Below are 26,851 nucleotides of genomic sequence, written 5' to 3'. Positions count from 1 at the left end.
TCGAAGGCACAAGCCTCTATTCGGTGCATCATGCCTAGTTGGTGCTGAGCAACAAACGACTGTTGACCAGCCCCTGATCCCCTCGCTCCAGCCCCGCTTCCGCCACGCGCACGCCCTGCTCCTCCAGACTCACCAGCCAGCGCAGCAGGCGGGCGAACTCCGTGGGTTGCAGGCTGACCTGCAGACTACCATCGCCCTGATTGTCCAAGCGCTCGACGTTCAGGCCCTGACTAGCCGCACTGGTGGTCACCAGACCTTGCAATCGCGCCGGGTCGAGACTGACCTGCGGCCTGCCTTGCATGGCCCGTACGTCGGCAGCATGGGCCTGCATGTAGCCGTTGAGCGTGCGCTGTTGCAGGAGAAAGCTGTGCGCCTGCTCGAGGTTCTGGCTAACCGGGCGCCAGGCCAGCAGGTAGAGCAGCACCACTAGCAGGAAACCACCGAGCAGGCTCAGGGCCAGGCGGTCGCGCGGCGGCATGGCCTGCCAGCGGGTACCCAGCGGACTCTGCGCCAGGCGTTGCGACCATTGCATGTACAACTCGCTCATCCGTTGCCTCCAATCACCAAGCGGGCACTGACGCCATTATCCTCACGGCTCGCCGACCCCATATCCACGGCCAACCCGGCCTCCTGCAGCTGGCCACGCAAGGTTTCCAGCGCGGCGAAGTCGCTGGCCAACAGGTTGAACGCCAGTTCTCCGCGCTGGGCACTGAAGTCCAGTTGCTCCACCTGCACCTGCGCGCCCTGCTGATTAAGCGCCGTCGCCGTCTGTTCGAGCAGCGCCAGCAACTGGCTCTGCCCGCCGCTTTCGGCCGCACTCAGATGCTGATCGAACTGAGCACGCAGGTTGATCAGCTTGCTGTCCTGGGGAAACAGCTCGCGGTAAAGCTCGCGATTGGCCTCGGCATAGCGCTCGCCTTCGCGTTGCAGATGCCAGCCCTGAGCCAGATTGAAGCCCCACTGCAATACCACGCAGAATGCCAGCAGCGCTGCCAAAGGCCGCCAGCGCAGCCACTCGCCGGAGGGTTCACGCAGGGCAAACGGTCCCTGTGCCAGGTTGCAGTCGGCCGTACGCGCAGCCAGCCAGGGCAGCGCCCGGTCGATTTCGTGCACCTCGTCCATATCCGCAGGCACGGGCTGACCCGCCTCGACAAGGGCCACCCGCGGCTGCGCACAAAGCGGCGCCAGCATCGCCCAATCGCCAGCACGCAAAGCCATACGCGCCTCGCCGCTGCCGCCCAACAGCCAGCGCTCGCTGGCACAGAGCAATTGACTGCCCTCCCCCGTCAGCAGGTCGGCATCCACTTCGATGCGCCGGGGTGGATTTGCCGCGCACAGAGCCAGCCAGCGGCTCAGCCATTCGCGCTTGACCGCGTGCACTCGATGACGACCGTCAGCCAGTGGCGCGCCGACACACAGGTGAAACTGCTCGACGTCTTCCGCCAGCAGCTCTTCCACGGCAAACGGCAGGGCCTTGGCCAACCAGCGCGCCTTGGTGGTCGGTAGCTGCACCGTACACAGGGTCACCGCCTCCACCGGCACAATCAGGCGCCAGGCCCCCTGATGCGGCACAGCGTCGGCGAACGCCTGCTGCACACAGGCATCGCCATCCACCCGCCACACCAGCAGCTCGGCGGACACCTCGGCACAGGCCTGCGGCGGAAGAAACAGGGTAGGACTCATCACTCGGACTCCTCATCGGGCTCGGGCCCCAGGCCCTCCTGCCCCAGATCGCGCGCCATCAGGCGCACGCGCTTGTCATTACCACGTTGCAGATAACTGGTCAGCACCTGGCGCCGATCGCCCAGCAACACTTCGGTGGTGACACGGAAATACTGGCTGCCGATGCCCAGCCCCTGGGCGCTGACCTCATAGGCAGACCATTGCTGGACGAAGCGTCCCAGATCGGTATAACCACTGCGCCCACGCCCCTCGATGGCCGACTGCAGTGCCGAGGCGGGTATGCCCTCGCCCAGACATGCCAACACTTCGGCGCTGGCGGTATTGATGTTGAGCTCGGTCTGGCTGGGCAAGGCCGCCACGAAAGGTGCCAACCGCCGATAATCGGCATCGGTCATGCCCAGTAGCAGGCGTAGTTCGGAAATATCGGCCACACGCCCCGTGCCTGTCCTATAAGGCGGGTCGAGCAGCAGGTACTGGTCGTCTTCGGCGCCATTCGAACCGCTGGCCTCCTGGTCGGTATCCAGCCAGTCCTGCAGACGGTCGGCGTAAGCCAGGTTGAGCTGCAGATGCTGCAACAGGCGACGAAAGCGCAGTGCGGCCAGATCGCCCTCTTCACCGACGATGGCCAGACTGTTGAGGTTGAAACGGCCGGCCAGATCTTCGATGCGCAGGCGCACCTCGCCACCTTCATCGAGCGGGAACTGCAGCCGCGGGTTGGCCCAGGGCTCGGCCAGGTGGTCCACCACGCTCTGCTCCTGATCACGACGCAGCAGGGCCTGGGCCAGCAACTCGCCCCCCTCGGCGTAGTACTGCGCCTGGCGCACCAGCAGCTGGTTGCCGGTGCTGCGGATCGCCAGCTGCTGACGCAGCAGCAGCGCGGCGCAGATCACCGTGACCAGTGCCACCACCAGCAACACGGTAATCAGGGCGACCCCGCGCTGTCGCTTCATTGCGTCAGGGCCTCGCCGGTGTCGGGACTCGGCTCTTCGGGCAACAGGCTGTCAGTACCCTGCTCCTCGCCACCTGGCACATTCAACTGCTCCTGCTGTGCCATCTCCGGCAGGCGCCAGAGGCGGCGCAGTTCACCGTAGCGGCGGTGCTCGATAACCAACTCAACCGCACGCGGCAACTGGGTCAGAGCTTCGTCGGCATTGCTGGTCGGGGCCGGCCAGTTCTGCAGCCAGCGGCCGTCGCCATCGAGAAAACGGAGCTCGAAGCGACTGACGCCATCGAGTGCCTGCTGGATACGCGGCTGGCTGTCCGCGGCCTGATCCAGTACCGGCCAATAGGCGCGCTGCCAGCGCTCGCCCTGCAGTTGCCAGCGCACTCGCTGCAGCGTCGAGCGCGGCTGCCCCAGTGGATTGCGCCAGCCACTGCGGGTGAACTCCAGCACCGTATTACGCCCACTGTCGCCACGCATCACCGGGATGGGGTCGCCCAGGGGGTCACGTACCGGGCGCGAGCGCACCTGCAGCAAATCCCGTTCAAACGCCGCCATGGCCCGCGTCAGCTCACGCAGGCGCTGCTCCTGCTCGCGCTGGCCACGGTCGGTCTGCATCACGCTGTCGAGCATGCGATAGGTGGCCATGGCCAGCAGAGCAAAGATGGCGATGGCGATCAGCACTTCCAGCAGAGTGAAACCCTGCATGCGTCTCATGGCGCGACCCCGACGAAGCCGGACAGGGTCACCAGCGCGTTATCCTCGATCTTGCCGGCCAGCCCGCGCTCGGGCCGCGGCGCCACGCGTATGGTGATGCGCAGCATCTCCGGCTCGCTGGTGGCCTGCACGTCGCTTTCCCATAGCCAGCGGCGTCCGGCATAGGTTTCCTCGCCCTGCTCGCGGCCCGCGCCGGGTGGCGTATCGGCCAGCTGCATTTCCTGCAGACGATTATCTGCCAGCCAGCTGGCAAAGGTCTTGTCCTCCAGCCGTGCGGCGGTCTTTAGCGAGCGGGCGCTGGCACTGAGCACGCTGGCGGCGACCACGGCGAAGATCGCCAGGGCCACCAGCACTTCCAGCAGGGTGAAACCGCGTATGCGCCTCACTTGGCCTTCTCCGCGGTCAATTGGGGTTCGGCGAAGCCGTCGCTGCTCAGCAGTAGTACTGGTGCATCACGACCACGCCCACCAGCCAAACGCAGCGTGAATGGCGTCATTTCGCCACTGGAGAGAATCAGCAACTGCGGGGGCTTGACCGACGAAGCCTTCTTTTCATCCTTGGCACCGAGCAGACCGATGTCCTGCTCTTCCACCTTGATGCTCAGCTCGGCCCACTCCGGCAGTGCGTGCACCCTGTCGTCCAACGGCACCCAGCGCGCCTTGCGCGGATCGAAACGCACGACCTGATAGCGGTGCTGATCGAAACGCACGCCGTATTCGCGGTTGTCCAGCACAGCCTCGTCGAGCAGCACGCGCAATACGCTGTTGAGGCGCTCGGCCTCATCCTGGAGCTTGCGTGCCGGGCTGCTGGCGATACCACTGCCGAGCACGGCGAGGCTGGTCAGCACGCCGAGCAGCACCAGGACCACCAGCAGTTCGATCAGCGTGAAGCCGCGCGCGGATTGGCTGTGCGTCGGAAAAACCGCGTTGAGAGCGGCTTCGGATTGCTCATTTACCCCCTGTAAACTCCGCATCCTCAGCCACTCTCGCCTGGTTTTTCTCTAGCTCGCTGCATCCGTAACAAAGCGGATTACAGATCCCAGTTACCGATATCGGCATTGGTACCGTCGCCACCTTCCTGACCATCGGCACCGAGGGAGTACAGGTCGATCTTGCCGCGAGTGCCCGGCGACAGGTACAGGTACTGGTTGCCCCACGGGTCGGTCGGCAGGCGCTTGAGGTAGCCGTCGGCGTTCCAGTTCTTCGGCGGCGGGTTGCCGCTGGGTTTCTTCACCAGCGCTTCCAGGCCCTGCTGGGTGCTCGGGTAGTTCTGGTTGTCCAGCTTGTACATGTCCAGCGCCGCGCCGATGGCGCGGATGTCATTCTGCGCGGCGGTGACCTTGGCCTGGTCCGGGCGGCCCATCACCTGCGGCACCACCAGCGCCGCGAGGATGCCGAGGATGACCACCACCACCATGATTTCGATCAGCGTGAAGCCTTTCTGTTTGTACATCGCTATCAACCTACCAGTTGGTTCAGAGAAAGAATCGGCAGCAGGATGGCCAGCACGATCACCAGCACCACCGCCCCCATGAAGACCAGCATGAACGGCTCGAACAACCCCACCAGCAGGCCGATGGTGGCCGCCAGGTCGTTCTCCTGATTGCGCGCCGTGCGCGCCAGCATCTGGTCCAGCTCGCCCGAGCGCTCGCCGCTGGCGATCATGTGCAGCATCATCGGCGGGAACTGCCGGCTGGCCTCCAGCGCCCGCGACAGGCTGCCGCCCTCGCGCACGCGCTGCGTGGCCTGGGCCACGTCGGCGCGGATGATCAGGTTGGAGATCACCTCGGCGCCAATGCCCAGCGCTTCGACCAGCGGCACTCCACTGCGCACCAGGATCGCCAGGGTCGAGGCGAAGCGCGCCGTCTCGGTGGCGGCGATCAGACCACCGACAAGCGGCACGCGTAGCAAAAAAGCATGCCAGCGGCGTCGTACGTCCTCGTTGCGCAGGGCGCGGCGAAAGGCGAACACAGCTAGGCCGATCAGCAGCAGCGCCAGCGCGCCCCAGGATTTGACCAGCTCGCTGAGGAAGATCAGCCCGCGGGTCAGCGCCGGCAGGGTCTGCCCCGAGTCGACGAACACCCGCACCACGTCCGGCACCACGTAGCCAAGCAGGAAGCCGACGATGCCCAGCGAGGCAAGCATCAGGATCACCGGATAGAGCAGCGCCATCTGCACCTTCTGCCGCGACTGCTGACGTTGTTCGGTGTAGTCGGCCAGCTGCTCCAGCACCGGCGCCAGGTGGCCGGCATGCTCGCCCGCCGCCACGGTGGCGCGGTACAGCTCGGGAAAAGCCGCGGGGAAAGCGCCCAGTGCGCTGGCCAGGCCATGGCCTTCCAGCACCTTGGCGCGTATGGCGATAAGCATCGACTGGATGCGCGGCTGGCGCGACTGCGCGGCGGCCGCGCGCAATGCCTCTTCAATAGGCAGCGCGGCGCCGATCAAGGTCGCCAGCTGGCGGGTAACCAGGGCCAGGTCGCGGGCCGACAGGCCGCGGCGCAAGCTGAAGCCGCCGCTGCCGCCGACGGCCTGTTCCCTGCGGTGCGCGGGCTCCACCTGCAACGGCGAAAGCTGCTTCTCGCGCAGCAACTGGCGTACCTGACGGGCGCTGTCGGCCTCCAGCACGCCTTTCTGCTGGCGGCCTCTTGCATCCAGGGCAATGTATTCGAAGGCGGCCATCTATCACCTCTCCCCGGCCCTCTCCCCTATGGGGAGAGGGAGCATGACTGCTTGCATCAATCCTCCCGCGTCACGCGCAACACTTCTTCCAGGGTGGTCACCCCTTCCAGCACCTTGCGCCGGCCGTCGTCACGGATGCTCGGGCCGAGGCTGCGGGCGTGGCGCAGCAGTTCCTGCTCGCCGACGCCGTTGTGCACCAGGGTGCGCATCTTGTCGTCGAAGATCACCAATTCGTAGATGCCGGTACGGCCGCGGTAGCCCTGCTGGTGGCATTCCGGGCAGCCATGGGCGTGATAGATAAGCGGGTTGCTGTGCGGATCGAGACCAAGCAGGTTGCATTCGGCCTCGTCGGCCGGTCGCGCTTCGCGGCAGTGGGTGCACAGGACCCGCACCAGGCGCTGGGCCAGTACGCCGAGCAGGGACGAAGACAGCAGGAAGGGCTCGACCCCCATGTCCACCAGGCGGGTTACAGCGCCGACGGCACTGTTGGTGTGCAGGGTGGACAGCACCAGGTGGCCGGTCAGCGAGGCCTGCACCGCGATGTCGGCGGTTTCCTGGTCGCGGATCTCGCCGACCATCACCACGTCCGGGTCCTGGCGCAGGATGGCGCGCAGGCCGCGGGCGAAAGTCATGTCCACGCGCGGGTTGACCTGGGTCTGGCCGATGCCTTCGAGGTAGTACTCGATGGGGTCTTCCACCGTGAGGATGTTGCGCGAGCGGTCGTTGAGGGTGGTCAGGCCGGCGTACAGGGTGGTGGTCTTGCCCGAACCGGTGGGGCCGGTGACCAGGATGATGCCGTGCGGCTTGCGCAGGTTCTCATCCAGCAGGCGACGGTCGCGCTCGCTCATGCCCAGGTGCACCAGCGACAGACGCCCGGCCTGTTTGTCGAGCAGACGCAGCACCACGCGCTCGCCGTTGGCCGAAGGTAGGGTCGAGACGCGGATATCCACCTCGCGACCGCCGACTTTCAGGGAAATCCGTCCGTCCTGCGGCACGCGCTTCTCGGCGATGTCCAGCCGCGCCATGACCTTGACCCGCGAGACCAGCAAAGCCGCCAGTTCGCGGCGCGGCTCGATCACTTCCCGCAGGATGCCGTCGACGCGAAAGCGCACGACCAGGCGTTTCTCGAAGGTTTCCAGGTGAATATCGGAGGCGCCGGCCTTGATCGCTTCGCTCAAGATGGCGTTGATCAGGCGGATGATCGGCGCGTCGTCTTCCTGCTCCAGCAGGTCGCCGGATTCGGGGGTGAGTTCGGCCAGGCTGGCCAGGTCCATTTCCGCGCCCAGGCCTTCGGCCATCTGGCGGACTTCCGAGGAATCGCGCTGGTAGGCCAATGACAGCTGCTGCTCGAAGGCTTCGGCCTCCAGCCACTCCAGCGGCAATACGCGACCGGCGAAGCGCTGGGCTTCCTGCACGGCGGCCAGGCTGGCACCACGGCGCACCTGCAGGCCGTGCTCGCGCAGCAGCACGCCATGGCGTTTGGCGAAGGCGAAAGGCAGCGAGCGCAGCGGCGCAGCTGCCGGTGCCGCTAAGGCGGCGTGGATATCGGTAGACATAGGCGGCCAGTTCCCGAAACAGCAGATCCATCTGACTGTTTGTTCTTGTTGTTATACGGCACGTTGATCGCGCCAAGTTAACGGATTTGCGCAAAGACTGCAGTGATGATTTCGCAGGTCGAACCTAAGTGCGACAAGTCTGCCTGGCAAATGTTTAGCCTGTGCAACAGGTAACACAAATACGAAAGCCCCGGCACGAGCCGGGGCTTTCGTCAGACGCGCCGCGCTTACTTGTCTTCGTTGCGCTGGTGCTTGAAGAACACGCCACTGTCGCCGAATGCCGAGGCGATGAATGGCGAGGTCAGCTCCAGCTCACCGATCTTCACCGCGCTGTTGCGCCGCTGCTGGGCATAGTTGCGGCTGATGGACGGGATCAGCGACGTCTTGACCGTCATCGAGGTTGCGTAGACGTCATACAGCTTGGTGCCGGTGTTGAGCGTCAGCAGATCGCTACGGAAGTCATGGGCAGCGCTGGAGAACAGGTTGCGCACCTCCGACCTGGGCACGAAATAGATCTGGGTCGGCGCCTTGACCGAACCGACGGTTTGACCGGTCTGGGTCACTTCGGCCATGTCGTCGACTCTTAACTGAGTCGGCTTCAGGGTCACTGCGGCGAACAGTACCTGCAGGCCGAAATTATCAGTGCCTTCCGGCAGGACGATCTGCGACATCTCGTTGGCGAATACGTTGTGGTTCTGCCCCTGGCCACTCCAGCTGGCCAGCGCCGAAACGTTGCGCGACGGCTTGCCATCGACGAAGACCTTCCAGGCCAATCCCGGCTGAACGCTGCCGCCAGTCGGGTCGGACGCCAGCGACAGGCGCAGCAGGCCAGTGTCCGAGCCCTGGAACAGGCCGGTATAGGGATTACCGGCAACGGCGTTGAATTTGACCTTGGCCATCACACCGTGCTGGTGCATGCCTTTCTCGTAGTCGGCCGGCACCACGTCGCCCTCTTCGCGCACCTTCTTCCACAGGGTATTGGCCAGTAGCGCCGAGGTATCGATGCCCTGCAGCGGCGGCAGTTCACCCTCGGCGTACTGGGTACGCAGGGCGCCGTTGACCCACAGGTTGTCCTGCTTGGCCTTGGCCGGCCAGCTCTGGTAGTTCGCCGGGATGTTCAGGCCCCAGGGTTTGAAGGCGTTCTGCACACCCACCAGGCTGCTGTCGAGCTGCGGATTGTGACGCTTGATCACGTCGACCATGGTGGTGTTCTCGACCCAGGCCAGGCCTTCCGGGGTGTAGATCTCCGGGCGGTAGTCCTTGGTGTAGAAACGGTCGGTCATCAGCCGGCGCGAGGCGTTCATGATGAAGATCTGAAACGCCGTCTCGCCGAAGGCAAAGCCATCCGGACGCACGGTTTCGGCGAGCATGCCGACCAGGGTGTCGATCTGCTCGATATCGTTGCTGTAGAGGCGCTTGAGGCTGGCCAGGGTGGCGGCGTCCTTGGTCAGATCCTCGAACTTGGTGATCGGGTTGAGCCCGATCTGCCGGCGGAACTCGTTGTAGCGCGGCACGCCCCGCTCACGATCACGCAGCACGTCGATGGTGGCCAGGTCGATATTGCCGACCACCGGCATCGACAGGTTGCGCAGGAAGCCCGGGTAGTTGTTGAGGGTCAGCGAGCCCGGGTTGGTGATGCCGAAGGAGTACCACAGACGATCCGCATGCTCGTCGGCCAGCATGTCCTCGGCATCGCCGTCACGGGTGTCCTGCAGCGGCACCGAACGGGAAATGCGGTTGGAACCGATGTCGTAGACGTCGACCTTGTCACGCATCAGCGGGTGCATGCGGTACACGGCGACGAACTCCTCGGTGAGGGTGTAAGGCACGCCGTAGTTGTTCGGGTTGGTCGAACCGACGATGCCACTCAGGGCATGGGAGAGGGTGGCGCTGCCGACATTTTGCGGGTCGATGCCGAGAATGCGCAGGATGAAGGGATTGCTGCCGGCCAGGTCCTCCTGCAGCATGCGCGCCTCTTCCTGGTACTTGTCGCGCTCCGGCCCTGAGCCCAGCAGTCCCCACCAGTTGGCGTACATGGCGCGCTCGGTGACCGGGTTGGCGATCACCGCCGGGGTCCATTCCACGGTGTGAATCTTCGCCATCAGCGCCGAGGTGACCAGGCGCGCGCGGTCGTACAGCCACTGGTCGTCCTTGTCCGGGTACTTCTGCTTGAGCATGCTGGCGACGGCGTTGTGCTCCTTGGTGAACAGCTGGTGCAGCATGCTCAGGCCGACCCACCAGTTCTCGTTGAAGCCGGTAACCGGCTTGCCGCTGAGCAGCTCGTGCGGCAGGGTGCCGTCGGCATTGATCTTCAGCTTGCCATCGACGAACGCGCGCACCTTGTCGTTGGTGGCCTTGTCGCTGCCGTACAGCTGCGAGCCGTCCCACCAGTGGGTGTTGTGGTTGCGGTAGGTGGCCGGCTTGCCAGCTTCGGCGGCAGTGCGGGTCGGGTCGGGCTGGGTGCGGCGCACGGCCAGACTGCCGCTGCCGAAGCTGTCGCCGGCCGGCAGCGGCACCTGGATCGGGTTATCCGCGGTGTTGGGGCCGTGTTCCACCCAGTCGTGCACCATGAACTGAATCCACGAGGCGGCGATGAAGTTGAGGCTGGGCGCCGGCTTGAACTCGTCACGCGCCATCAGCACGTTGCTGACTTCGCGCGGGTTGGGCGTGAGCAGGGTGTCGGCCTCGGTCTCGCCGTGGGTGACGCTGGGGTCGACGTTGCGCCCGAAACGGCGGAAAACTGAGCCTTCGGCCGGGTTGCTGAGGATGTTGCAGGTGCCGTCCTCGGTACGCGCCACCTGGCTGCGGGCATCGCAGACGATATCGGCGTTGGCGGCGGGCAGGTTGTCGACGTCGAACAAATTGTTCTTGAACAGCACGTCGCGCTCCAGCGCGAGGGTTATCAGACCAGCGTAGATGCCCAGGGTGCCGAACTTGACCAGGCTAGGCCAGGTGACCCAAACAGACATGGCGGTATCTCCCGATTGTTCTTGTAGTCATAGGGTGGGCGCCGGCAGTTGTCCGGCAGACGGGAGACTAGGGATTTGCGCGCCAACCTCCCCCCTCCCGCAGGAGGGGGACCGGGTAATCAGGACAACCGCTGGTAGGTGCCGCGCGACTGCATGGCGAGGATGGCCTCGGTGCGCCCGGAGAGATTGAGCTTCGAATAGATGTTTTTCAGGTGCCACTTGGTCGTCGACAGGGCGATGCCGGCGCTGCGACTGATCTCGCTGTTGGATTGGCCCTTGAGCAGACAGGCAAAGACCTCAGCCTCCTTGTCGGTAAGCAGGCCAACCAGGTCGACCGCCGGCGTGTTTTCAGCGTCCCGAAGAAAATCGGCATAGGCCTCGCTATAGGCCTCCGGCGCCTGCAGCTGCCCCGAACGCAATAAATCGAACACTGCCTCGGCGAAACCGGGCGCCTCGTCGAATACCGAACGATTGATGTTGACGATGCCGAAGCGCTCGACCAGTTGCAGCAGCGCCTGGGTACGCTGCTCATCCGCTTGCCCGGCACGCTCCAGCACCAGCAGATTGGCCTCGACCACCAGCGCCCGCGCCACCATCTCGCTGTGCTGCAGCGACTGCGCCAGCACCTTGAGAATGCGGCAGGCTCGCGGCTGGGCTCCACGCCGGGTCAACCAGTACACGGCAGCCAGGCCATAGCGCTCCCAGCACTCGTCATAAGGCCGCACCCGTTCCCACTCCCCCGCCTCCAGGCGCTCTTCCAGGCCAAGCCTGTGGGCCAGGGCATCCAGCGCCGCGGGCCGCGCCTCCAGGCAGGCCTGGCGCATGCTTTCCTGCGCTGCCTGGCTGGCAAAGCGGGCGTAGTTGCCCAGCTGCAGGATGCGTGACAGACGCTCCAGCAAGCGGGCTGCCCGGCCATGCTCCTGACGCCGATGCAGCAGCCGCGCCAGGGTGATGTGCACGGTGGCAATGGTTTCGGTGGCCGACGAGGACGTCACCATGGCCATCAGGTCCTCGCACAGCTGCTGGGCAGCCGCCAGCTGGTTCTGCTCGTACAGCGCCACCACCATGGCCGTAGCCCGATTGACCCAGGCCGGAGAGCTGCGCTCGGTGCGCTGGTAATCCTGGCACACATCCTTGCGCGCACACGTGGCGCGGCCGGCGTTGCGGTGGCACAGAGCGATGATCAGGTCGGCGTAGCTTTCCAGAAACACCTGACCAGTTTGCGCCAGCAGCGCCTTGGCCTCGAGCGCCAAGCCGATGGAGCGCTGCAGGCGGCCGTGCATCAGATGGTGATAGGCAAGGATGCTCAGGGTCAGCGCGCGGATGTCGCTGGACAAACCCGGGGCCAGCAGCTCGCGCCAGCGTTCACCAGGGTCGAACGCCAGGTCCTGCTGGAACAGCTCCAGGTTGAGCCCCAGCAGCTGACGGGTCGGCGCTTCCAGTCCGGGCTCATCGCGGCAGCGTGCCACCAGCTCGTCCAGGCAGTAGCGGGCCTGGTGAAAGCGCCGCGACAGGGTCAGGGCATAGGTCATCGGCACCAGCAGGCGCGGCTGGGCGCACAACGCCGCCTCGCTCAGCGGCTCCAGCCACTTGAGTACCTCGGCGTAATGACCGCTGCGCACCCATTGCTCGCAAACCTCCTCCAGCAAGGCCGCGAAGAAGGCTTTATCAGCACTGCGCTGGGCATGTTGCAGCGCTTGCTCGAGCTCGCCCCGCTGACGCAAGGCCTGAGCTGCGCGGCGATGCAGCTCGGGCATCTGCTGGGGTTTGTGCAGAGCCAGGCGCCGGGCCAGGAAATCGTGTAGCAAGGCATGATAGCGGTAGCACCCTGGCTGATCCGGTACTGGCAGCAGGAACAGCTCGCGCGCGGCCAGCTCTTCCAGCAACAGCGTCGAGCCCTCGCGCCCCAGCACCTCGTCGCACAGCGCGCCGTCGAACCGCTCGAAGATCGCACTGCACAGGAGGAAGTCATGCAGCGGCGGCGCCAGGCGCTTGAGCACCACGTGGCCAAAATAGTCGACGATCTCAGGATGGCCGCCACCGAAACGCTCCAGCGCCTCGGTGCCGAAACGCGCATAGGCCAGTAGCGCCATCTTTACACCGGCCATCCAGCCCTCGGTCATCGCCATCAGTGTATCGACATAGGCCGGGCTGAGTTCGGAGCCGCCGAGGTGGCGGTTGAACTGCTGGATTTGCGCGGGACTCAGACGCAGATCGTGCTGATCGATGCACAGCAGCTTGCTCTCCAGCTTCAGGCTGCTGAGGGAGAAACCCGGATGATTACGACTGGACAGCACTACGCGCACCTCAGAGGCCAGGCGTTCGAGCATGCTCGCCAGGGTATCGAGAATGGTTGGCTGAACGATGTGCTGGAAGTCGTCGAGCACCAGATACAGCCGCCTGTCGATGCGATTGAGGGCGTCGGCCAGGTACTCGCCCAGGATCTCGGGGGCCTGATGCATCTCGGCGGCGAATGGATTGAACCAGGAGATATCGAAGCCTTCGACCTGACTGCGGATGCTTTCGGCGAGCTGACGAAAGAAGCGTACCGGCTCGTTGTCACGCGCCTGCAGTGGATAGTGCACCACACTGCTGCATGGCTGGCCTGACTGCCAGTGGGCCAACAGGGTCGACTTGCCAGAACCGGCGGGGGCCAGCAACAAAGTCAGCGGGAATTGCTCGCAGCGGCACAGCAGGGCCAGTAGTTCTGCGCGAGCAAAGCCATGAGGGGGCTTGAGCTCTTCCATCGCGGATATCCGTCAGGCGTGTTGTTATTGTTGTTCGGCATGCAGATGGCGCGATGATAGTCGCTCACGGCGCGGATGTTTCGACTCGAATCACGCTTCCGGCAGCAGGAATGATGTGCCAGTACGCAAAAAGTATGATGCAAGGAGGCATCATGCCCAGGGGGCTTGCTTTAACGCGACCGCCAACCGCAGACTGCGGGCCGGGTCGATGCGGGCCGAGCAGAGCCTGCACGAATAAAAAGAATACCGGGGGATCATGGCCTTGAGTGCGACCAATACCCGCCTCTTCGCATGGCTGCGCCAGCATGGCGTCACTGGCCTATGCCTACTGGTCGTAGTGGGTATGAGTCTGAGCCTGACCCGGCAGAGTATCGATCACCTACGCCTGCTGCGCAGCGAGCCCAGCGCCGCTACCGACACCACCCAACGCGAACAGCAGCGTCCGCTTGCCCTCGAACAACTGCATGGCCTGTTTGGCACGCCAAGCCGAGCCGCCGGTGACCAGCCCCCGCCCACCACCAACCAGCAGATGACCTTGCTGGCCAGCTTCGTCCATCCGGACACCCAGCGCTCTGCCGCCATCATCCAGACCGCAGGCGGCCAACCCAGGCGCATCGAAGTCGGCGGTGCAGTCAACGCCAGCACCCACCTCAAGGCAGTGCACCCGGATCACGTCATCCTTGAGCGCAGTGGCGTCGAGGAAAGCCTGAACTTCCCAGCCGTGCGCGTGCCATCTGCCCAGCGTCATATGCCGGACTACGCCGCCGAGCAACTGGAACAACTGCAGGACGAAGACGTACAGGCCCTGCAACAACGCATCGACAGCTTGCAAGAACAACTGGAAAACAACGGCAGCGAGCCGTTGCCGAACGACCCGTCCGGAGCCGAAGTAGCCCAATGAGCCCATTCAAACTCAAAGCCCTGCCCCTCGCCCTGACACTGATCATGGGTGCCCTGGCCGCGCCCCTGCCGGTCTTCGCCGCGCAGCCGGTGGCGACGGTCAATCAGGGGGCCGAAACCTGGACCATCAACATGAAGGACGCGGATATCCGTGAATTCATCGACCAGGTGGCCGCCATCACGGGTGAAACCTTCGTCGTCGACCCCCGGGTCAAAGGCCAGGTCACCGTGATCTCCCGCTCGGCGCTGAGCCTGGACGAGGTCTACCAGCTGTTTCTCTCGGTGATGAGCACCCATGGATTTACCGTGCTGGCCCAGGGCGACCAGGCCCGTATTGTGCCGGGCACCGAGGCCCGCAGCAGCGCCAATAGCGGCCGCGCGGCGCCGGACGACATCGAAACCGAGCTGATCCAGGTGCAGCACAGTTCGGTCAACGAGCTGATTCCCCTGCTACGCCCGATGGTGCCGCAGAACGGTCACCTGGCCGCGATCAACGCCTCCAATGCCCTGATCATCAGCGACCGGCGCTCGAACATCGAACGCATCCGCCAGCTGGTCGCCGATCTCGACCAGGGTGGCAACGCCGATTACAGCGTGATCAACCTGCAGCATGCCTGGGTGCTGGATGCGGCCGAAGCGCTGAACAGTTCGGTGATGCGCAATGAGAAGAAGGACGGCACCGGCACCCGGGTCATCGCCGATGCTCGCACTAACCGCCTGATCCTCCTCGGCCCCCCTGCTGCACGCCAGCGCCTGGCCAACCTGGCACGTGCGCTGGACACACCCAGCACACGCTCGGCCAATGCCCGCGTGATTCGCCTGCGCCACAGCGACGCCAAAAGCCTGGCGGAAACCCTCGGCGACATTTCCGAAGGCCTGAAGAACACTGAGGGTGGCGGCGAAAGCACCACCAGCAAACCGCAGAACATCCTTATCCGTGCCGACGAGAGCCTCAATGCGCTGGTTCTGCTGGCCGACCCGGATACCGTGGCGACCCTGGAAGACATCGTACGCAACCTCGACGTGCCACGCGCCCAGGTCATGGTCGAGGCGGCCATCGTCGAGTTCTCCGGTGATATCAGCGATGCCCTTGGCGTGCAGTGGGCGGTGGATGCCCGTGGCGGCACCGGCGGGCTCGGCGGTGTCAATTTCGGCGGCACCGGGCTGTCGGTCGGCACCGTACTGCGGGCCATCCAGGAAGGCGCAATTCCTGAAGGAACCACCCTGCCGGACGGCGCCATCATCGGCATCGGCACCGACAGTTTCGGCGCGCTGATCACCGCCTTGTCGTCCAACAGCAAGAGCAACCTGCTATCAACGCCCAGCCTGCTGACCCTGGACAACCAGGAAGCGGAGATTCTGGTCGGTCAGAACGTGCCGTTCCAGACCGGCTCCTACACCACCGATGCAGCAGGTTCGAGCAACCCCTTCACCACCATCGAGCGCGAGGATATCGGCGTGACGCTAAAGGTCACGCCGCACATCAACGATGGGGCCACCCTACGCCTGGAAGTGGAGCAGGAAATCTCCTCTATCGCTCCCAGCGCCGGGGTCAACGCCCAGGCTGTCGACCTGGTGACCAACAAGCGCTCGATCAAGAGCGTGATCCTCGCCGACGACGGTCAGGTCATCGTACTCGGCGGGCTGATTCAGGACGACGTCACCAGCACCGTGTCCAAGGTGCCGCTGCTCGGTGATATCCCGCTGATCGGCGGCCTGTTCCGCTCGACCAAGGACACCCACGTCAAGCGCAACCTGATGGTTTTCCTGCGTCCGACCGTGGTGCGCGACCGCGCCGGCATGGCTTCGCTTTCCGGTAAGAAGTACAGCGACATCAGCGTGGTGGGCTATGACGACGATGGCCAGCAGATTCTGATCGGCAGCGACCCGCAGCGCTTGTTCGACAAACCCGGCGCCGGCGCTATCGATCTGCGCAAATCCGAATAAGCGCAGGAGACATAAAAACGCCGCTCAGTGAGCGGCGTTTTTGTTTCAAAGCGCAGCCAGGCCGCGCGCCATATCGGCCTTCAAATCCGCGACATCCTCCAGCCCCACCGCGACGCGAATCAGGTTGTCGCGGATGCCGGCATTGGCCCGCTCCTGCGGCGACAGGCGGCCATGGGAGGTAGTTGCCGGATGGGCAATGGTGCTCTTGGTATCGCCCAGGTTGGTGGTGATGGAGATCACCCGGGTCGCGTCGATAAAGCGCCAGGCCGCCTCCTTGCCACCCTTGACCTCGAAACTCAGCACCGCACCGAAAGCACTCTGCTGACGCTTGGCCAACTCGTGCTGCGGGTGGCTGGGCAAGCCGGCGTAATACACCTGCTCGACGCCCTCCTGATTCTGCAGCCACTGCGCCAGCTCCAACGCCGCAGCGCTTTGCGCCTGCATGCGCACCTTGAGCGTTTCCAGGCCCTTGAGGAACATCCAGGCATTGAACGGGCTCAGGGTCGGTCCAGCGGTGCGCAGGAAACCCACTACCAGCTCCATCTGCGCCTTGCGTCCGGCTACTACGCCGCCCAGACCACGACCCTGGCCGTCGATGAATTTGGTTGCCGAATGCATGACGATATCCGCACCCAGCTTCAGCGGCTGCTGCAGCGCCGGGGTACAGAAGCAGTTGTCGACCACCAGCAAGGCATCGCGCGCATGGGCAATCTCGGCCAGCGCAGCGATATCGACCAGTTCAGCCAGCGGGTTGGACGGCGACTCGACGAACAGCAGCTTGGTAGTGGGCTTGAACGCCGCCTGCCAGGCCTCCAGATCGGCCAACGGCGGATAGTCCACTTCAATGCCAAAGCGCTTGAGGTACTTCTCGAACAGGCTGATGGTCGAGCCGAACACGCTGCGCGACACCAGCACATGATCACCGGCGCTGCACAGGCTCATGACAATGGCCAGGATCGCTGCCATGCCGGAAGCCGTGGCGACCGCCTGCTCGGCGCCTTCCAGCGCGGCGATACGCTGCTCGAAAGCACGCACGGTCGGGTTGGTATAACGCGAGTAGACGTTGCCCGGCTGCTCGCCGGCGAAGCGCGCGGCGGCATCGGCGGCACTGCGGAACACATAGCTGGACGTGAGGAACATGGCCTCGCCATGCTCGCCTTCCGGCGTGCGCTGCTGCCCCGCGCGCACCGCCAAGGTGTCAAAACCGACACCTTCAAGGTCGCTATCCAGTCTGCCCGCGTCCCATTCCAGGCTCATGTGCATATTCCTCAGTCGTTGTGCAGATCGATGATGGCGCTGACCACCGGGTTGCCGGCCTTGGCCGCATCGTTGCGCGCCTGCTCGATCTTGTTCAAGTAGTGCTCGTTGACGTCACCGGTGACGTACTGGCCGTCGAACACCGCGCAGTCGAAGTGCTCGATCTTGATCTTGCCACCGCCGACCGCTTCTACCAGATCGTCCAGATCCTGGTAGACCAGCCAGTCCGCGCCGATCAGCTCGGCGACTTCCTCGGTGCTGCGCCCATGAGCGATCAGCTCGTGGGCGCTGGGCATGTCGATGCCGTACACGTTCGGGTAGCGCACGGCCGGGGCTGCGGAGCAGAAGTAAACCTTCTTGGCGCCAGCCTCACGGGCCATCTGGATGATCTGCTTGCAGGTGGTGCCACGGACAATGGAGTCATCCACCAGCATCACGTTCTTGCCACGGAACTCCAGGTCGATGGCGTTGAGCTTCTGGCGTACCGACTTCTTGCGCGCGGCCTGCCCCGGCATGATGAAGGTGCGGCCGATGTAACGGTTCTTGACGAAGCCCTCGCGAAACTTAACGCCCAGCTGGTTAGCCAGCTCCAGAGCGGAAGTGCGGCTGGTATCGGGAATCGGGATGACCACGTCGATGTCGTGCTCGGGACGCTCGCGCTGGATCTTCTCGGCCAGTTTCTCGCCCATGCGCAGGCGCGCCTTGTACACCGAGACACCGTCCATGATCGAATCAGGACGGGCCAGATAGACGTGTTCGAAGATGCACGGCTTGAGCTGCGGGCTCTGCGCGCACTGGCGGGTGTGCAGTTTGCCGTCCTCGGTGATGTACACCGCTTCACCCGGCGCCAGGTCACGGATCAGGCTGAAACCGAGTACATCTAGCGCCACGCTCTCGGAGGCGATCATGTACTCCACGCCTTCATCGGTATGGCGCTGGCCGAAGACGATCGGGCGGATCGCATGCGGGTCGCGAAAGCCGACCACGCCGTAGCCGGTGATCATCGCCACCACCGCGTAACCGCCACGGCAGCGCGCATGCACGCCAGCCACAGCGGCGAACACGTCCTCTTCAGAAGGCTGCAGCTTGTTACGTACCGCCAGCTCATGGGCGAACACGTTGAGCAACACTTCCGAGTCGGAGTTGGTGTTGACGTGACGCAGGTCGGATTCGTAGATCTCGCGCGACAGCTGCTCGACGTTGGTCAGATTGCCGTTGTGCGCCAGGGTGATGCCGTAGGGCGAGTTGACGTAGAACGGCTGCGCCTCGGCAGAGCTGGAGCTGCCGGCAGTCGGGTAGCGCACATGGCCGATGCCGACGTTACCCACCAGACGCTGCATGTGGCGCTGCTGGAACACATCGCGCACCAGACCGTTGTCCTTGCGCAGGAACAGCCGCCCACCGTGGCTGGTGACGATGCCGGCAGCGTCCTGGCCGCGATGTTGGAGCACGGTAAGAGCGTCATACAGGGACTGATTGACGTTGGACTTACCGACAATACCGACGATGCCGCACATGTGACGCAACCTCTGTGTAGTGAATCAGGAAACTATGGACGCTCGGGCAAAACTGGCTGCGAGAACGTCTCTTGAAACGGCAACTGCGGGGTTTCCGTAATGCCGCTGGCAAGCCACTGACTGGACAGGCTCAAAATGAGGTTCTTCGACCAGTCCGCCACCATCAGAAAATGCGGCAGCAGGGTCGACTGCTGCCACCACTGATCCTGTTGCACGGGAGCCAGGCTTACCAAACCGACCAGCACCACGACCAGCAAGGCTCCACGCGCAGCGCCGAACACCATGCCGAGAAAACGGTCGGTGCCCGACAGGCCGGTTACCCGGATCAGCTCACCGATGAGGAAATTGATCAGCGCCCCGACCAGCAGGGTCACGATGAAGAGAATGGCGCACGCGGCGATGACACGCATCGAAGGCGTCTCAATAAAACCGTCCAGGTGCTGCGAGAGTGCCCCACCGAACATCCAGGCGACGACACCTGCAACTATCCAGGTCAGCAGCGACAGGGCTTCCTTGAAGAAGCCGCGGCGCAGGCTGATCAGGCTGGAAATGGCGATGACGGCGATGATCGCCCAGTCGACCCAAGTGAATGCCACGTTGCTGCCTACAGACGGGAAAGGCGGCGGATTTTACCAGAGCGGACCCGAGCCGGTAAGCCAGAGCCGCCAGATGGGTGAAATAGCGGAAATCAGCCGTTTTCCGGCTGGAAGCGCACCACGAACCCCTTGAGGTTCTGTTGCCGATTGAGCAGGTCACGCAGGCGATCCGCCTCGGCACGCTCGATCACCGGCCCGACGAAGACCCGGTTCATGCCATCGAAGGTGCGGATATAGGCGTTGTAGCCACCACTGCGCAGAGTCTGCTGCAGTTTCTCGGCACCAGAGCGACTGGACAGGCTGGCCAGTTGCACTGACCAGCTGACCGGCAGGCTGTTGGCATCCAGCTCACTGGCGGGCTTTTCGGCGACTTTCTCTACAGGCTTGGCCGCCGCAGGCGCCTCAACCTTGGGGGCGGAAGCAGCTTGTGCCGGTGCCTCTGCGACCGTTTCGACAGGAGCCTGCGGTACTGGCTCCACCGGTGGCACTTCGTCTTGCGCAACGGGTTCCGGCACCTCGACCGGTTCCAGCTCCACCTCGGGTATCACGGGTTTATCCGGCATTGCCGGAGCGTCAACGACCACCTGACGCAGTTCATCTTCTCGGGAAAACAGCATGGGCAGGAAAATCACTGCAAGCGCCACCAGCACCAATGCGCCAACGATGCGCTGCTTGAGCCCCTTATCCAGTACTGCCATCACCTGTCTCCGCCTGCTGGTCGAGCCACTCCAGGGCCTCGGCCACACAATAGAAAGATCCGAACACGAGGATCTCGTCCCCCTCGTTCGCCCGGCCACACTGTACCAGCAAAGCTTCGGCAACGCTGCCACAGCCCTGCACAGATGCACCCAGGTTACGTAACGCCGCTTCCAGTTCGCCGGCAGGACGGGTTCGTGGAGTAGCCAGCGGCGCCACGGCCCAGTCCTGCACCTCAAACTGCAGGGGGGCCAGCACACCGTGCAGATCCTTGTCGGCCAACAGACCGAATACCGCCAGCCGGCGACCACTGACCGGACGCGCTGCCAGGCGCACTGCCAGATACTCGGCAGCGTGCGGGTTGTGCCCTACGTCCAGCAGCAAGGCCAGCGTCTTGCCTTGCCAATGCAGCTGACGACGCTCCAGTCGCCCGCTCACTCGCGCACGCACCAAGGCTGCAGCCAGCTGCTCGGGATGCCAGGGCAGATCCAGAGAGGCATAGGCCTGCAGCGCCAACGCCGCATTCTCCATGGGCAGATCCAGCAATGGCAGATCATGCAGCTCCAGCACTTGACCAGCCGCACTCAGGCCGCGCCAGTGCCAGCCATCTTCGGCAAGTGCCAGATCATAGTCGCGCCCACGCAGAAACAGCGGACAGTCCAGCTCAGCCACCCGCTGCAACAGCGGCAATGGCGGATCGAGATCACCACACAGGGCTGGCTTGCCCTGTCGCAGAATGCCGGCCTTCTCAAAGGCGACCGACTCGCGGGTATCGCCAAGCCATTCGGCATGATCGAGACCAATGCTGGTTACCAGCGCCAGATCGGCATCGACCAGATTGACCGCATCCAGCCGCCCACCAAGGCCGACCTCCAGCACTACAGCATCCAGCTGAGCGCGCTCGAACAGCCAGAAGGCTGCCAGAGTGCCCATCTCGAAATAGGTCAGAGATATCTCTGCGCGAGCAGACTCGACCGCAGCAAAGGCTTCGCAGAACTCAGAATCGGTCGCCTCACGGCCATCGAACTGCACGCGCTCGTTGTAGCGCAACAGGTGCGGTGAACTGTAGACGCCAACTTTCAAGCCCTGCTCGTGCAACAAGGCAGCAAGCAGTGCACAGGTAGAGCCCTTGCCATTGGTGCCCGTCACCGTGACGACCAGCGGCGCAGGCTTGCCCAAGCCGAGGCGTTCGGCTACCTGGCGCGAACGCTCCAGCCCCATGTCGATGGCGCTGGGGTGGAGTTGTTCGAGGTAGCTCAGCCAATCGGCGAGGGAACGCTGGCTCATGCGCTGGCTGCAGGAGTCGGCAGGTGCTGGAACTGGGCCAGCAGGCGTGCCAGACGCGGACGCAGGTCCTGACGATGAATGATCATGTCGATGGCGCCGTGCTCCAGCAGGAACTCACTGCGCTGGAAGCCTTCCGGCAGCTTCTCGCGCACGGTCTGCTCGATCACACGCGGACCGGCAAAGCCAATCAGAGCCTTAGGTTCGGCGACTATCACGTCACCTAGCATGGCCAGGCTAGCGGAAACACCACCGTAAACCGGATCGGTAAGCACCGAGACGAAGGGAATGCCCTCCTCGCGCAGGCGCGCCAGCACGGCGCTGGTCTTGGCCATCTGCATCAGGGAAATAAGGGCTTCTTGCATACGTGCGCCCCCGGAAGCGGCAAAGCATACCAGCGGGCAACGCTTTTCCAGCGCCACGTTGGCGGCGCGAACAAATCGCTCACCGACCACAGCGCCCATGGAACCGCCCATGAAGTTGAACTCAAAGGCGCACGCCACAATAGGCATACCCTGCAGCTGGCCACTCATGGACACCAGCGCATCCTTCTCGCCCGTATCTTTCTGGGCTGCAGCGATACGATCCTTGTACTTCTTGCTGTCACGGAATTTCAGGCGGTCAACCGGCTCCAGCTCGGCACCCAGTTCCTCGCGCCCCTCGGGATCGAGGAACAGGTCAAGGCGAGTGCGTGCATCGATACGCATGTGGTGATGACACTTGGGGCAGACATCGAGAGTCTTTTCCAGCTCGGGACGGTAAAGCACTGCATCGCAGGACGGGCACTTGTGCCACAACCCCTCGGGCACCGAGCTCTTCTTGACCTCGGATCGCATGATCGAAGGGATCAGCTTTTCACGTAACCAGTTGCTCATGCTTATTCTCCGTAGCTGTTCGGGACACTGCCCCGGCAAATCTGACTCAAGCCCGTCGAGAACCGGCCCGGGCACAATGGCTTATGGACGGCAGGCAGGAGGCCGCCGTCACATCAAACGCCACGCGCGGCCTGAATGAAGTCAGCGATCTTCTGTGCATCCTTGATGCCCTTGCTCGCCTCGACACCACCACTGACATCCACGGCATAAGGGCGTAACTGCCGCACGGCTTCTGCAACATTCCCGGGCTGCAAACCACCGGCGAGAATGACTGGTTTGTTCAGCCCCGTCGGCACTAGGGACCAATCGAAAGCCTCCCCCGTTCCGCCCGGGACACCTTCGACATAGGTGTCCAGCAAAACTCCGCTGGCGCTTGGGTACTCATTCACACGTGCGGCGATATCGTCGCCAGGCTTGACCCGCAACGCTTTGATATAGGGACGACCGAAACCTTCGCACTGGGTTACGGATTCATCACCGTGAAACTGCAGCAGATCCAGAGGCACACGGGAAAGGACGCCTTGCAACTCATCGCGCGCCATGTTGACGAACAACCCCACCGTGGTCACGAACGGCGGCAGAGCGGCAATGATCGCCCTAGCCTGCTCGACGCCAACGGCACGCGGGCTCTTGGCATAGAAGACAAAACCAATGGCGTCGGCTCCAGCAGACGCAGCCACCAGAGCATCCTCGACACGGGTTATTCCGCAGATCTTGACGCGAACAGCTGTCAACGTGAGCCCACCTTCAGCAAATAAAGGACGATGTTAGCAAAGCCCGCCAGCAGTTTCAGCTGAAGGTCTGCGGCAAGGCGGAGAGAAAATGCGGCCCCAGATAACGCTGAGGCAGTTCGAACTCGGGCGGATATTCCACCTGCACCAGATACAGGCCGTAGGGATGCGCTGTTACTCCGCCGGCCCTGCGGTCACGTGCCGCCAGCGCGTCAAGCACCCAGTCCGGTTCTCGCTCTCCGGCGCCGATAGTCATCAGCACACCGGCAAAGTTTCGCACCATGTGGTGCAGGAAAGCATTGGCGCGCACATCCATGACGATGAAACGGCCATGCTCGATCAGTTGCAGATGATGAACCGTCTTGATCGGCGACTTGGCCTGGCACTGCACGGCACGAAACGAGGTGAAGTCGTGAGTCCCCACCAGATGGGCCGCGGCCTCCCGCATGCGCGTTATATCCAGCGGACGATGGTTCCAGGTCACTTCTTCGGCCAAATGCGCAGGCCGCACCGGATCGTTGTAGATCACGTAGCGATAACGCCGCGCGCACGCCTTGAACCTCGCATGAAAGTCCGCAGGCATGACCTTAGCCCAAGTCACGCTGATATCGGCCGGCAGATTGGCATTGCTACCCATGACCCAAGCCTTGAGCGGGCGTTCAACCGCAGTATCGAAGTGCACCACCTGGCCACTGGCATGCACACCAGCATCGGTACGCCCCGCACACATCAGGTTGACGGGCTCGTTCGCCACTTCTGATAGCGCCTTCTCCAGCATGCCCTGAACAGTAGGCACACCATTCTCTTGGCGCTGCCAGCCACGATAACGAGAGCCCTTGTACTCGACGCCGAGGGCTATTCTGAAAACGCCAGCGGCGGCCATTTCGGCCGCCGCTGATGGTATTGCCTGGGACATGAATCAGCTCAGTTTGGAGATCAGCTCGCGAGCTTCCTGCTGCTGGCCTTCGCTACCTTCAGCGATAACCTCATCCAGAATGTCACGGGCGCCTTCACTGTCGCCCATATCGATATAGGCACGCGCCAGATCCAGCTTGGTAGCCGTCTCATCAGTACCCGAGAGGAAGTCGAAATCGTCGTCCACATCCAGCCCTGTCGCAGGAGCAGCGGCTTCCGGCTGAGCAGCGGGCAATTCATCATCCAGAGAGCCGCTCAGTTCATCCAATTCAGCGGAAACCTCATCCAGTTGCGCAGCAAAACTGTCCGCCGCAGGAGTCTCGTCAGCCAGAGACAAATCGAAATCGGACGGCATGCTCAGATCACCCTCAGCACTCGGCGCGGTCGGTTCGTCATCCAGGCTAAGCATGAAACCTTCCTCGGACTCTGTCGGCTTGCTCTCGGACTCCAGATCCAGACTGAAATCAGCCAGGTCATCTTCCAGGGACAGCGTCGAGTCAGAGGCTTCACCACCTAGATCGAGATCGAAGTCCATCTCGCTGCTGGCCGGAGCCTCGCTGGCCGGGGCTTCAAAATCCAGTCCTGCATCTAGCTCAAGCTCGTCGAGAGTAGCTTCTGCTGCTGGGGCAGAGGCAGCCGGCTCATCGAGATTGACATCAAGATCATCCAGACTCAGATCGAAGGAGTCATCCAGATCCTCTGCCGGCTTGGCCGCGGCAGCAGGCTCATCTAGAGCCAGATCGTCGAGACTGAAATCACCCAGATCATCCTCAGCAGCGGCTGTAGCGGCCAAACCACCTGCAACAGCAGCAGCTGCCATGGCTGGGTACTTGGCCTTAAGCTGATCGACCGCACCCGCGGAGCCGCCAATTTCACGCAACTCCTGCTCCTGCCGGGCAAAACCCTCACGATCGCCCAGCTCGGCATATACCTCCATCAACTTGAGGCGCAGATCGCTGCGTTGCGGCTCGTCGTTGATGGCATTGTTCAGCAGCTCTGCCGCCTGAGTGAACTTGCCGTAAGCAATGTAGATATCAGCCTCACCCAAAGCATCGGCTGTTTGCGGCGCAACACGCTCATCAGCCTGTTCACGCACTTGGGTGGCATCGGACGCGTCGTCCAAGCCGGCAAAGCTGTCATCCGGCAGATCCATGTCGCTGGCAAAACTGCCTGCGTCATCGACATCCAGGCTGTCTTGCAGCTCAGCTTCTTTCATGGCGTTGCGGCGCGACAGCACCATCAGACCGATCAGCAGGACCAGCAGAGCACCACCACCGACGGCGCCAAGCAACATAGGGTTGCCCAGCAGCTCATCAATGAAGCTTTGAGGCTCAGGTTGAGGTGCCGGAGCGGCAGGCTTGGCCGGTGTCGGCTTGGCTGCTTCCGGTTTGGGAGCCGGCACTACTGGCTTGGCCGCAGGCGCTTCGACAGCCGGCTTAGCCGGCTCGGTCTTTGGGGCTGCTTCCTCGCTGTAATTGAAGTCTGTGGTCGCCGGTTTACTTTCCACCGGGGCCGCTTCCACAGGCTTGCTCTCTACAGCAGGAGCATTGACCTTGGCAGGATTACTTTCCGGGCTAGCAGCCGGGACAGGCGCCTCAGGAGTGGCAGCGCCCTGCTTGGCCAGATCGGCCTGCAACTTGGCCAACTGGTTGTCTTTCAGCTCAATCAGGCGTTGGAGTTTATCCAGCTGACCTTGCAGGTCATCCACACGCCCCTTGAGCTCTTCATTCTCACGACGGCTGGAATCCAGACTTTCCTTGGTAACTGCAAGCTGATCACTGAGCGCCTTGCTGTCGCCTTTGGCCTTGTCGCTGCCAGCAGTTGCCTTGCCACTCTCGGCAGAAACCAGTTTCAGGCTGTCCTTGACTTCGGTAGTCGCTGGAGCAGCGCCTGCACTGGAGCGCTTGGTCGCATCGAGCTGGCGCGAAGCCGTCGCTACGCTACGTCCTTCACGCCAGGCATTGTTCTGCTCGGTGACCTGGGCGATGGCCTCGGCCTGGCTGCGACTCTTGATCTGCTCATCCGTAGGCAGGCGCAGCACCTGACCACTCTTCAAGCGGTTGATGTTGCCATCGAGAAACGCGTTAGGGTTGAGGTCCTGGATGGCCAGCATGGCCTGATGCACACTACCACTCTGACGACTGCGCTGAGCAATCTCCCACAGCGTGTCGCTGGAAGTGGTCTTGTACTGATCGCCGTCAATCCTGCTAGCAGCCGGAGCACTCGGCGCAGCCGGACGACTAGGCGCGCTCACCACGGGAGTGGCAGGACGCGGCGCCGGAGCGGTCACCGGGCGAGGCACAGGAGCAGCCGCCACAGGCATGCGCGGAGCAGTCACCGGCTGCGGGCTATAAAGAGGCGGATCCAACAGCAGGGTGTATTCGCGCAGCAGACGGCCGTTTGGCCACAGCACTTCGACCAGGAAATTCAGGTAAGGCTCGCGCACCGGCTTGGTCGAGGTGATGCGAATCACGCTCCTGCCGTTGGGCTTGATCACCGGAGTGAACTTGAGATCTGTGAGGAAGTACTGGCGATCGACGCCAGCCTTGTTGAACTCTTCGGGCGAAGCCAGGGTCGGAATCACCTCGGTCGATGCCAGATCACGCACTTCGAGCAGCTCGATCTCCGCAACCAGAGGCTGGCTCAGCGAGGACTGCAGGTCGATTTCCCCCAGCCCCAGTGCGTGTGCTGTACCGGAAGTCAGTGCGGATGCTGCCGCAATAGCCAGTACCAGTTTGCGAACCCGAACCATAGCGTAATCCCTTGTTTTATCTTTTTTTCTCGTTAGACGAGAGGATTTTGAAGCGCACTGCCTGCACCACCCTGCGGCGGCTCCCCGTCAG

22 protein-coding genes are annotated in these 26,851 nt (G+C 63.3%); 2 read left to right on the top strand and 20 right to left on the bottom strand.

Translation table 11 applies throughout. From position 1 onward, the window contains the following. Positions 1–34 precede the first annotated feature (34 nt). From ACF8C6_RS01505 to ACF8C6_RS01455, 11 genes are all read right to left on the bottom strand, one after another. Positions 35–547 carry a type II secretion system protein M gene (locus ACF8C6_RS01505; protein ID WP_392497681.1) on the bottom strand — a complete coding sequence of 171 codons (513 nt, stop codon included), beginning with the start codon at positions 545–547 and terminating at the stop codon, positions 35–37. Then, positions 544–1,683 (bottom strand): type II secretion system protein GspL, encoded by a 1,140-nt coding sequence (gene gspL, locus ACF8C6_RS01500; RefSeq protein WP_392497680.1) that lies wholly within the window; start codon positions 1,681–1,683, stop codon positions 544–546. Before gspL ends, ACF8C6_RS01505 begins: the two co-directional genes overlap by 4 nt. Beyond that, a complete protein-coding gene (gspK, locus tag ACF8C6_RS01495) occupies positions 1,683–2,633 on the bottom strand; it encodes a type II secretion system minor pseudopilin GspK (protein ID WP_392497679.1) in 951 nt (316 codons plus the stop codon). Before gspK ends, gspL begins: the two co-directional genes overlap by 1 nt. Continuing rightward, positions 2,630–3,340: a type II secretion system minor pseudopilin GspJ gene (gspJ, locus tag ACF8C6_RS01490; RefSeq protein ID WP_392497678.1), complete on the bottom strand. Its 711-nt coding sequence runs from the start codon at positions 3,338–3,340 to the stop codon at positions 2,630–2,632. Before gspJ ends, gspK begins: the two co-directional genes overlap by 4 nt. Further along, positions 3,337–3,726, bottom strand: a complete 390-nt coding sequence (gene gspI, locus ACF8C6_RS01485; RefSeq protein WP_392497677.1) for a type II secretion system minor pseudopilin GspI — start codon at positions 3,724–3,726, stop codon at positions 3,337–3,339. The genes gspJ and gspI overlap by 4 nt, the downstream gene beginning before the upstream one ends. Further along, the gene (gspH, locus tag ACF8C6_RS01480; RefSeq protein ID WP_392497676.1) at positions 3,723–4,313 is read right to left on the bottom strand and encodes a type II secretion system minor pseudopilin GspH; all 591 of its coding nucleotides are present in this window, start codon (positions 4,311–4,313) and stop codon (positions 3,723–3,725) included. Before gspH ends, gspI begins: the two co-directional genes overlap by 4 nt. A 56-nt stretch (positions 4,314–4,369) precedes the next feature. Continuing rightward, a complete protein-coding gene (gspG, locus tag ACF8C6_RS01475; RefSeq protein ID WP_392497675.1) occupies positions 4,370–4,792 on the bottom strand; it encodes a type II secretion system major pseudopilin GspG in 423 nt (140 codons plus the stop codon). 5 nt (positions 4,793–4,797) lie between these two features. Continuing rightward, positions 4,798–6,018 carry a GspF family T2SS innner membrane protein variant XcpS gene (gene xcpS / locus ACF8C6_RS01470; RefSeq protein ID WP_392497674.1) on the bottom strand — a complete coding sequence of 407 codons (1,221 nt, stop codon included), beginning with the start codon at positions 6,016–6,018 and terminating at the stop codon, positions 4,798–4,800. Between the two features lie 56 nt (positions 6,019–6,074). Then, the gene (gene gspE, locus ACF8C6_RS01465) at positions 6,075–7,574 is read right to left on the bottom strand and encodes a type II secretion system ATPase GspE (RefSeq protein WP_392497673.1); all 1,500 of its coding nucleotides are present in this window, start codon (positions 7,572–7,574) and stop codon (positions 6,075–6,077) included. Between the two features lie 227 nt (positions 7,575–7,801). Continuing rightward, positions 7,802–10,543 carry a peroxidase family protein gene (locus tag ACF8C6_RS01460; RefSeq protein ID WP_392497672.1) on the bottom strand — a complete coding sequence of 914 codons (2,742 nt, stop codon included), beginning with the start codon at positions 10,541–10,543 and terminating at the stop codon, positions 7,802–7,804. 119 nt (positions 10,544–10,662) lie between these two features. Then, a complete protein-coding gene (locus ACF8C6_RS01455) occupies positions 10,663–13,290 on the bottom strand; it encodes a LuxR C-terminal-related transcriptional regulator (protein WP_392497671.1) in 2,628 nt (875 codons plus the stop codon). Between the two features lie 262 nt (positions 13,291–13,552). Here ACF8C6_RS01455 and ACF8C6_RS01450 point away from each other — a divergent pair, with 262 nt between their 5' ends. Beyond that, positions 13,553–14,191, top strand: a complete 639-nt coding sequence (locus tag ACF8C6_RS01450) for a type II secretion system protein N (protein WP_392497670.1) — start codon at positions 13,553–13,555, stop codon at positions 14,189–14,191. Further along, entirely contained in the window at positions 14,188–16,137 is a 1,950-nt protein-coding gene (gene gspD, locus ACF8C6_RS01445; RefSeq protein ID WP_392497669.1) for a type II secretion system secretin GspD, read from the top strand. Before ACF8C6_RS01450 ends, gspD begins: the two co-directional genes overlap by 4 nt. Before the next feature lie 45 nt (positions 16,138–16,182). On the opposite strand, the gene ACF8C6_RS01440 is transcribed toward gspD, so the two are convergent. From ACF8C6_RS01440 to ACF8C6_RS01400, 9 genes are all read right to left on the bottom strand, one after another. Then, a complete protein-coding gene (locus ACF8C6_RS01440) occupies positions 16,183–17,394 on the bottom strand; it encodes an O-succinylhomoserine sulfhydrylase (RefSeq protein ID WP_392497668.1) in 1,212 nt (403 codons plus the stop codon). An 11-nt stretch (positions 17,395–17,405) separates the two neighbouring features. Then, a complete protein-coding gene (gene purF, locus ACF8C6_RS01435; protein ID WP_277690274.1) occupies positions 17,406–18,911 on the bottom strand; it encodes an amidophosphoribosyltransferase in 1,506 nt (501 codons plus the stop codon). 32 nt (positions 18,912–18,943) lie between these two features. After that, positions 18,944–19,507: a CvpA family protein gene (locus tag ACF8C6_RS01430; RefSeq protein WP_392497667.1), complete on the bottom strand. Its 564-nt coding sequence runs from the start codon at positions 19,505–19,507 to the stop codon at positions 18,944–18,946. A gap of 92 nt (positions 19,508–19,599) precedes the next feature. After that, positions 19,600–20,205: an SPOR domain-containing protein gene (locus ACF8C6_RS01425; RefSeq protein ID WP_392497666.1), complete on the bottom strand. Its 606-nt coding sequence runs from the start codon at positions 20,203–20,205 to the stop codon at positions 19,600–19,602. After that, positions 20,189–21,490 (bottom strand): bifunctional tetrahydrofolate synthase/dihydrofolate synthase, encoded by a 1,302-nt coding sequence (gene folC / locus ACF8C6_RS01420; protein WP_392497665.1) that lies wholly within the window; start codon positions 21,488–21,490, stop codon positions 20,189–20,191. Before folC ends, ACF8C6_RS01425 begins: the two co-directional genes overlap by 17 nt. After that, on the bottom strand, positions 21,487–22,362 hold the full coding sequence (accD, locus tag ACF8C6_RS01415; protein ID WP_392497664.1) for an acetyl-CoA carboxylase, carboxyltransferase subunit beta: 876 nt from the start codon (positions 22,360–22,362) through the stop codon (positions 21,487–21,489). Before accD ends, folC begins: the two co-directional genes overlap by 4 nt. A gap of 113 nt (positions 22,363–22,475) precedes the next feature. Then, entirely contained in the window at positions 22,476–23,096 is a 621-nt protein-coding gene (locus tag ACF8C6_RS01410; protein WP_392497663.1) for a phosphoribosylanthranilate isomerase, read from the bottom strand. A gap of 55 nt (positions 23,097–23,151) precedes the next feature. Then, positions 23,152–24,009 carry a tRNA pseudouridine(38-40) synthase TruA gene (gene truA / locus ACF8C6_RS01405; RefSeq protein ID WP_392497662.1) on the bottom strand — a complete coding sequence of 286 codons (858 nt, stop codon included), beginning with the start codon at positions 24,007–24,009 and terminating at the stop codon, positions 23,152–23,154. A 3-nt stretch (positions 24,010–24,012) separates the two neighbouring features. Next, positions 24,013–26,760, bottom strand: coding sequence for a FimV/HubP family polar landmark protein (locus ACF8C6_RS01400; protein WP_392497661.1), 2,748 nt, complete (start codon positions 26,758–26,760; stop codon positions 24,013–24,015). Positions 26,761–26,851 lie beyond the last annotated feature (91 nt).

Source organism: Pseudomonas sp. zbq_18, assembly GCF_043102245.1.
Lineage (GTDB): Bacteria > Pseudomonadota > Gammaproteobacteria > Pseudomonadales > Pseudomonadaceae > Aquipseudomonas.
This window is presented reverse-complemented; position numbering and strand designations above follow the sequence as displayed.

Excerpts from the sequence above, each read along its gene's own strand:
- xcpS (WP_392497674.1), bottom strand. The coding sequence starts at position 6,018 with ATGGCCGCCTTCGAATACATTGCCCTGGATGCAAGAGGCCGCCAGCAG.
- gspL (WP_392497680.1), bottom strand. The coding sequence starts at position 1,683 with ATGAGTCCTACCCTGTTTCTTCCGCCGCAGGCCTGTGCCGAGGTGTCC.
- gspK (WP_392497679.1), bottom strand. The coding sequence starts at position 2,633 with ATGAAGCGACAGCGCGGGGTCGCCCTGATTACCGTGTTGCTGGTGGTG.
- gspH (WP_392497676.1), bottom strand. The coding sequence starts at position 4,313 with ATGCGGAGTTTACAGGGGGTAAATGAGCAATCCGAAGCCGCTCTCAAC.
- ACF8C6_RS01425 (WP_392497666.1), bottom strand. The coding sequence starts at position 20,205 with ATGGCAGTACTGGATAAGGGGCTCAAGCAGCGCATCGTTGGCGCATTG.
- ACF8C6_RS01440 (WP_392497668.1), bottom strand. The coding sequence starts at position 17,394 with ATGAGCCTGGAATGGGACGCGGGCAGACTGGATAGCGACCTTGAAGGT.
- accD (WP_392497664.1), bottom strand. The coding sequence starts at position 22,362 with ATGAGCAACTGGTTACGTGAAAAGCTGATCCCTTCGATCATGCGATCC.
- folC (WP_392497665.1), bottom strand. The coding sequence starts at position 21,490 with ATGAGCCAGCGTTCCCTCGCCGATTGGCTGAGCTACCTCGAACAACTC.
- truA (WP_392497662.1), bottom strand. The coding sequence starts at position 24,009 with ATGTCCCAGGCAATACCATCAGCGGCGGCCGAAATGGCCGCCGCTGGC.
- purF (WP_277690274.1), bottom strand. The coding sequence starts at position 18,911 with ATGTGCGGCATCGTCGGTATTGTCGGTAAGTCCAACGTCAATCAGTCC.
- ACF8C6_RS01455 (WP_392497671.1), bottom strand. The coding sequence starts at position 13,290 with ATGGAAGAGCTCAAGCCCCCTCATGGCTTTGCTCGCGCAGAACTACTG.
- gspD (WP_392497669.1), top strand. The coding sequence starts at position 14,188 with ATGAGCCCATTCAAACTCAAAGCCCTGCCCCTCGCCCTGACACTGATC.
- ACF8C6_RS01400 (WP_392497661.1), bottom strand. The coding sequence starts at position 26,760 with ATGGTTCGGGTTCGCAAACTGGTACTGGCTATTGCGGCAGCATCCGCA.
- gspJ (WP_392497678.1), bottom strand. The coding sequence starts at position 3,340 with ATGAGACGCATGCAGGGTTTCACTCTGCTGGAAGTGCTGATCGCCATC.
- gspG (WP_392497675.1), bottom strand. The coding sequence starts at position 4,792 with ATGTACAAACAGAAAGGCTTCACGCTGATCGAAATCATGGTGGTGGTG.
- ACF8C6_RS01505 (WP_392497681.1), bottom strand. The coding sequence starts at position 547 with ATGAGCGAGTTGTACATGCAATGGTCGCAACGCCTGGCGCAGAGTCCG.
- gspE (WP_392497673.1), bottom strand. The coding sequence starts at position 7,574 with ATGTCTACCGATATCCACGCCGCCTTAGCGGCACCGGCAGCTGCGCCG.
- ACF8C6_RS01460 (WP_392497672.1), bottom strand. The coding sequence starts at position 10,543 with ATGTCTGTTTGGGTCACCTGGCCTAGCCTGGTCAAGTTCGGCACCCTG.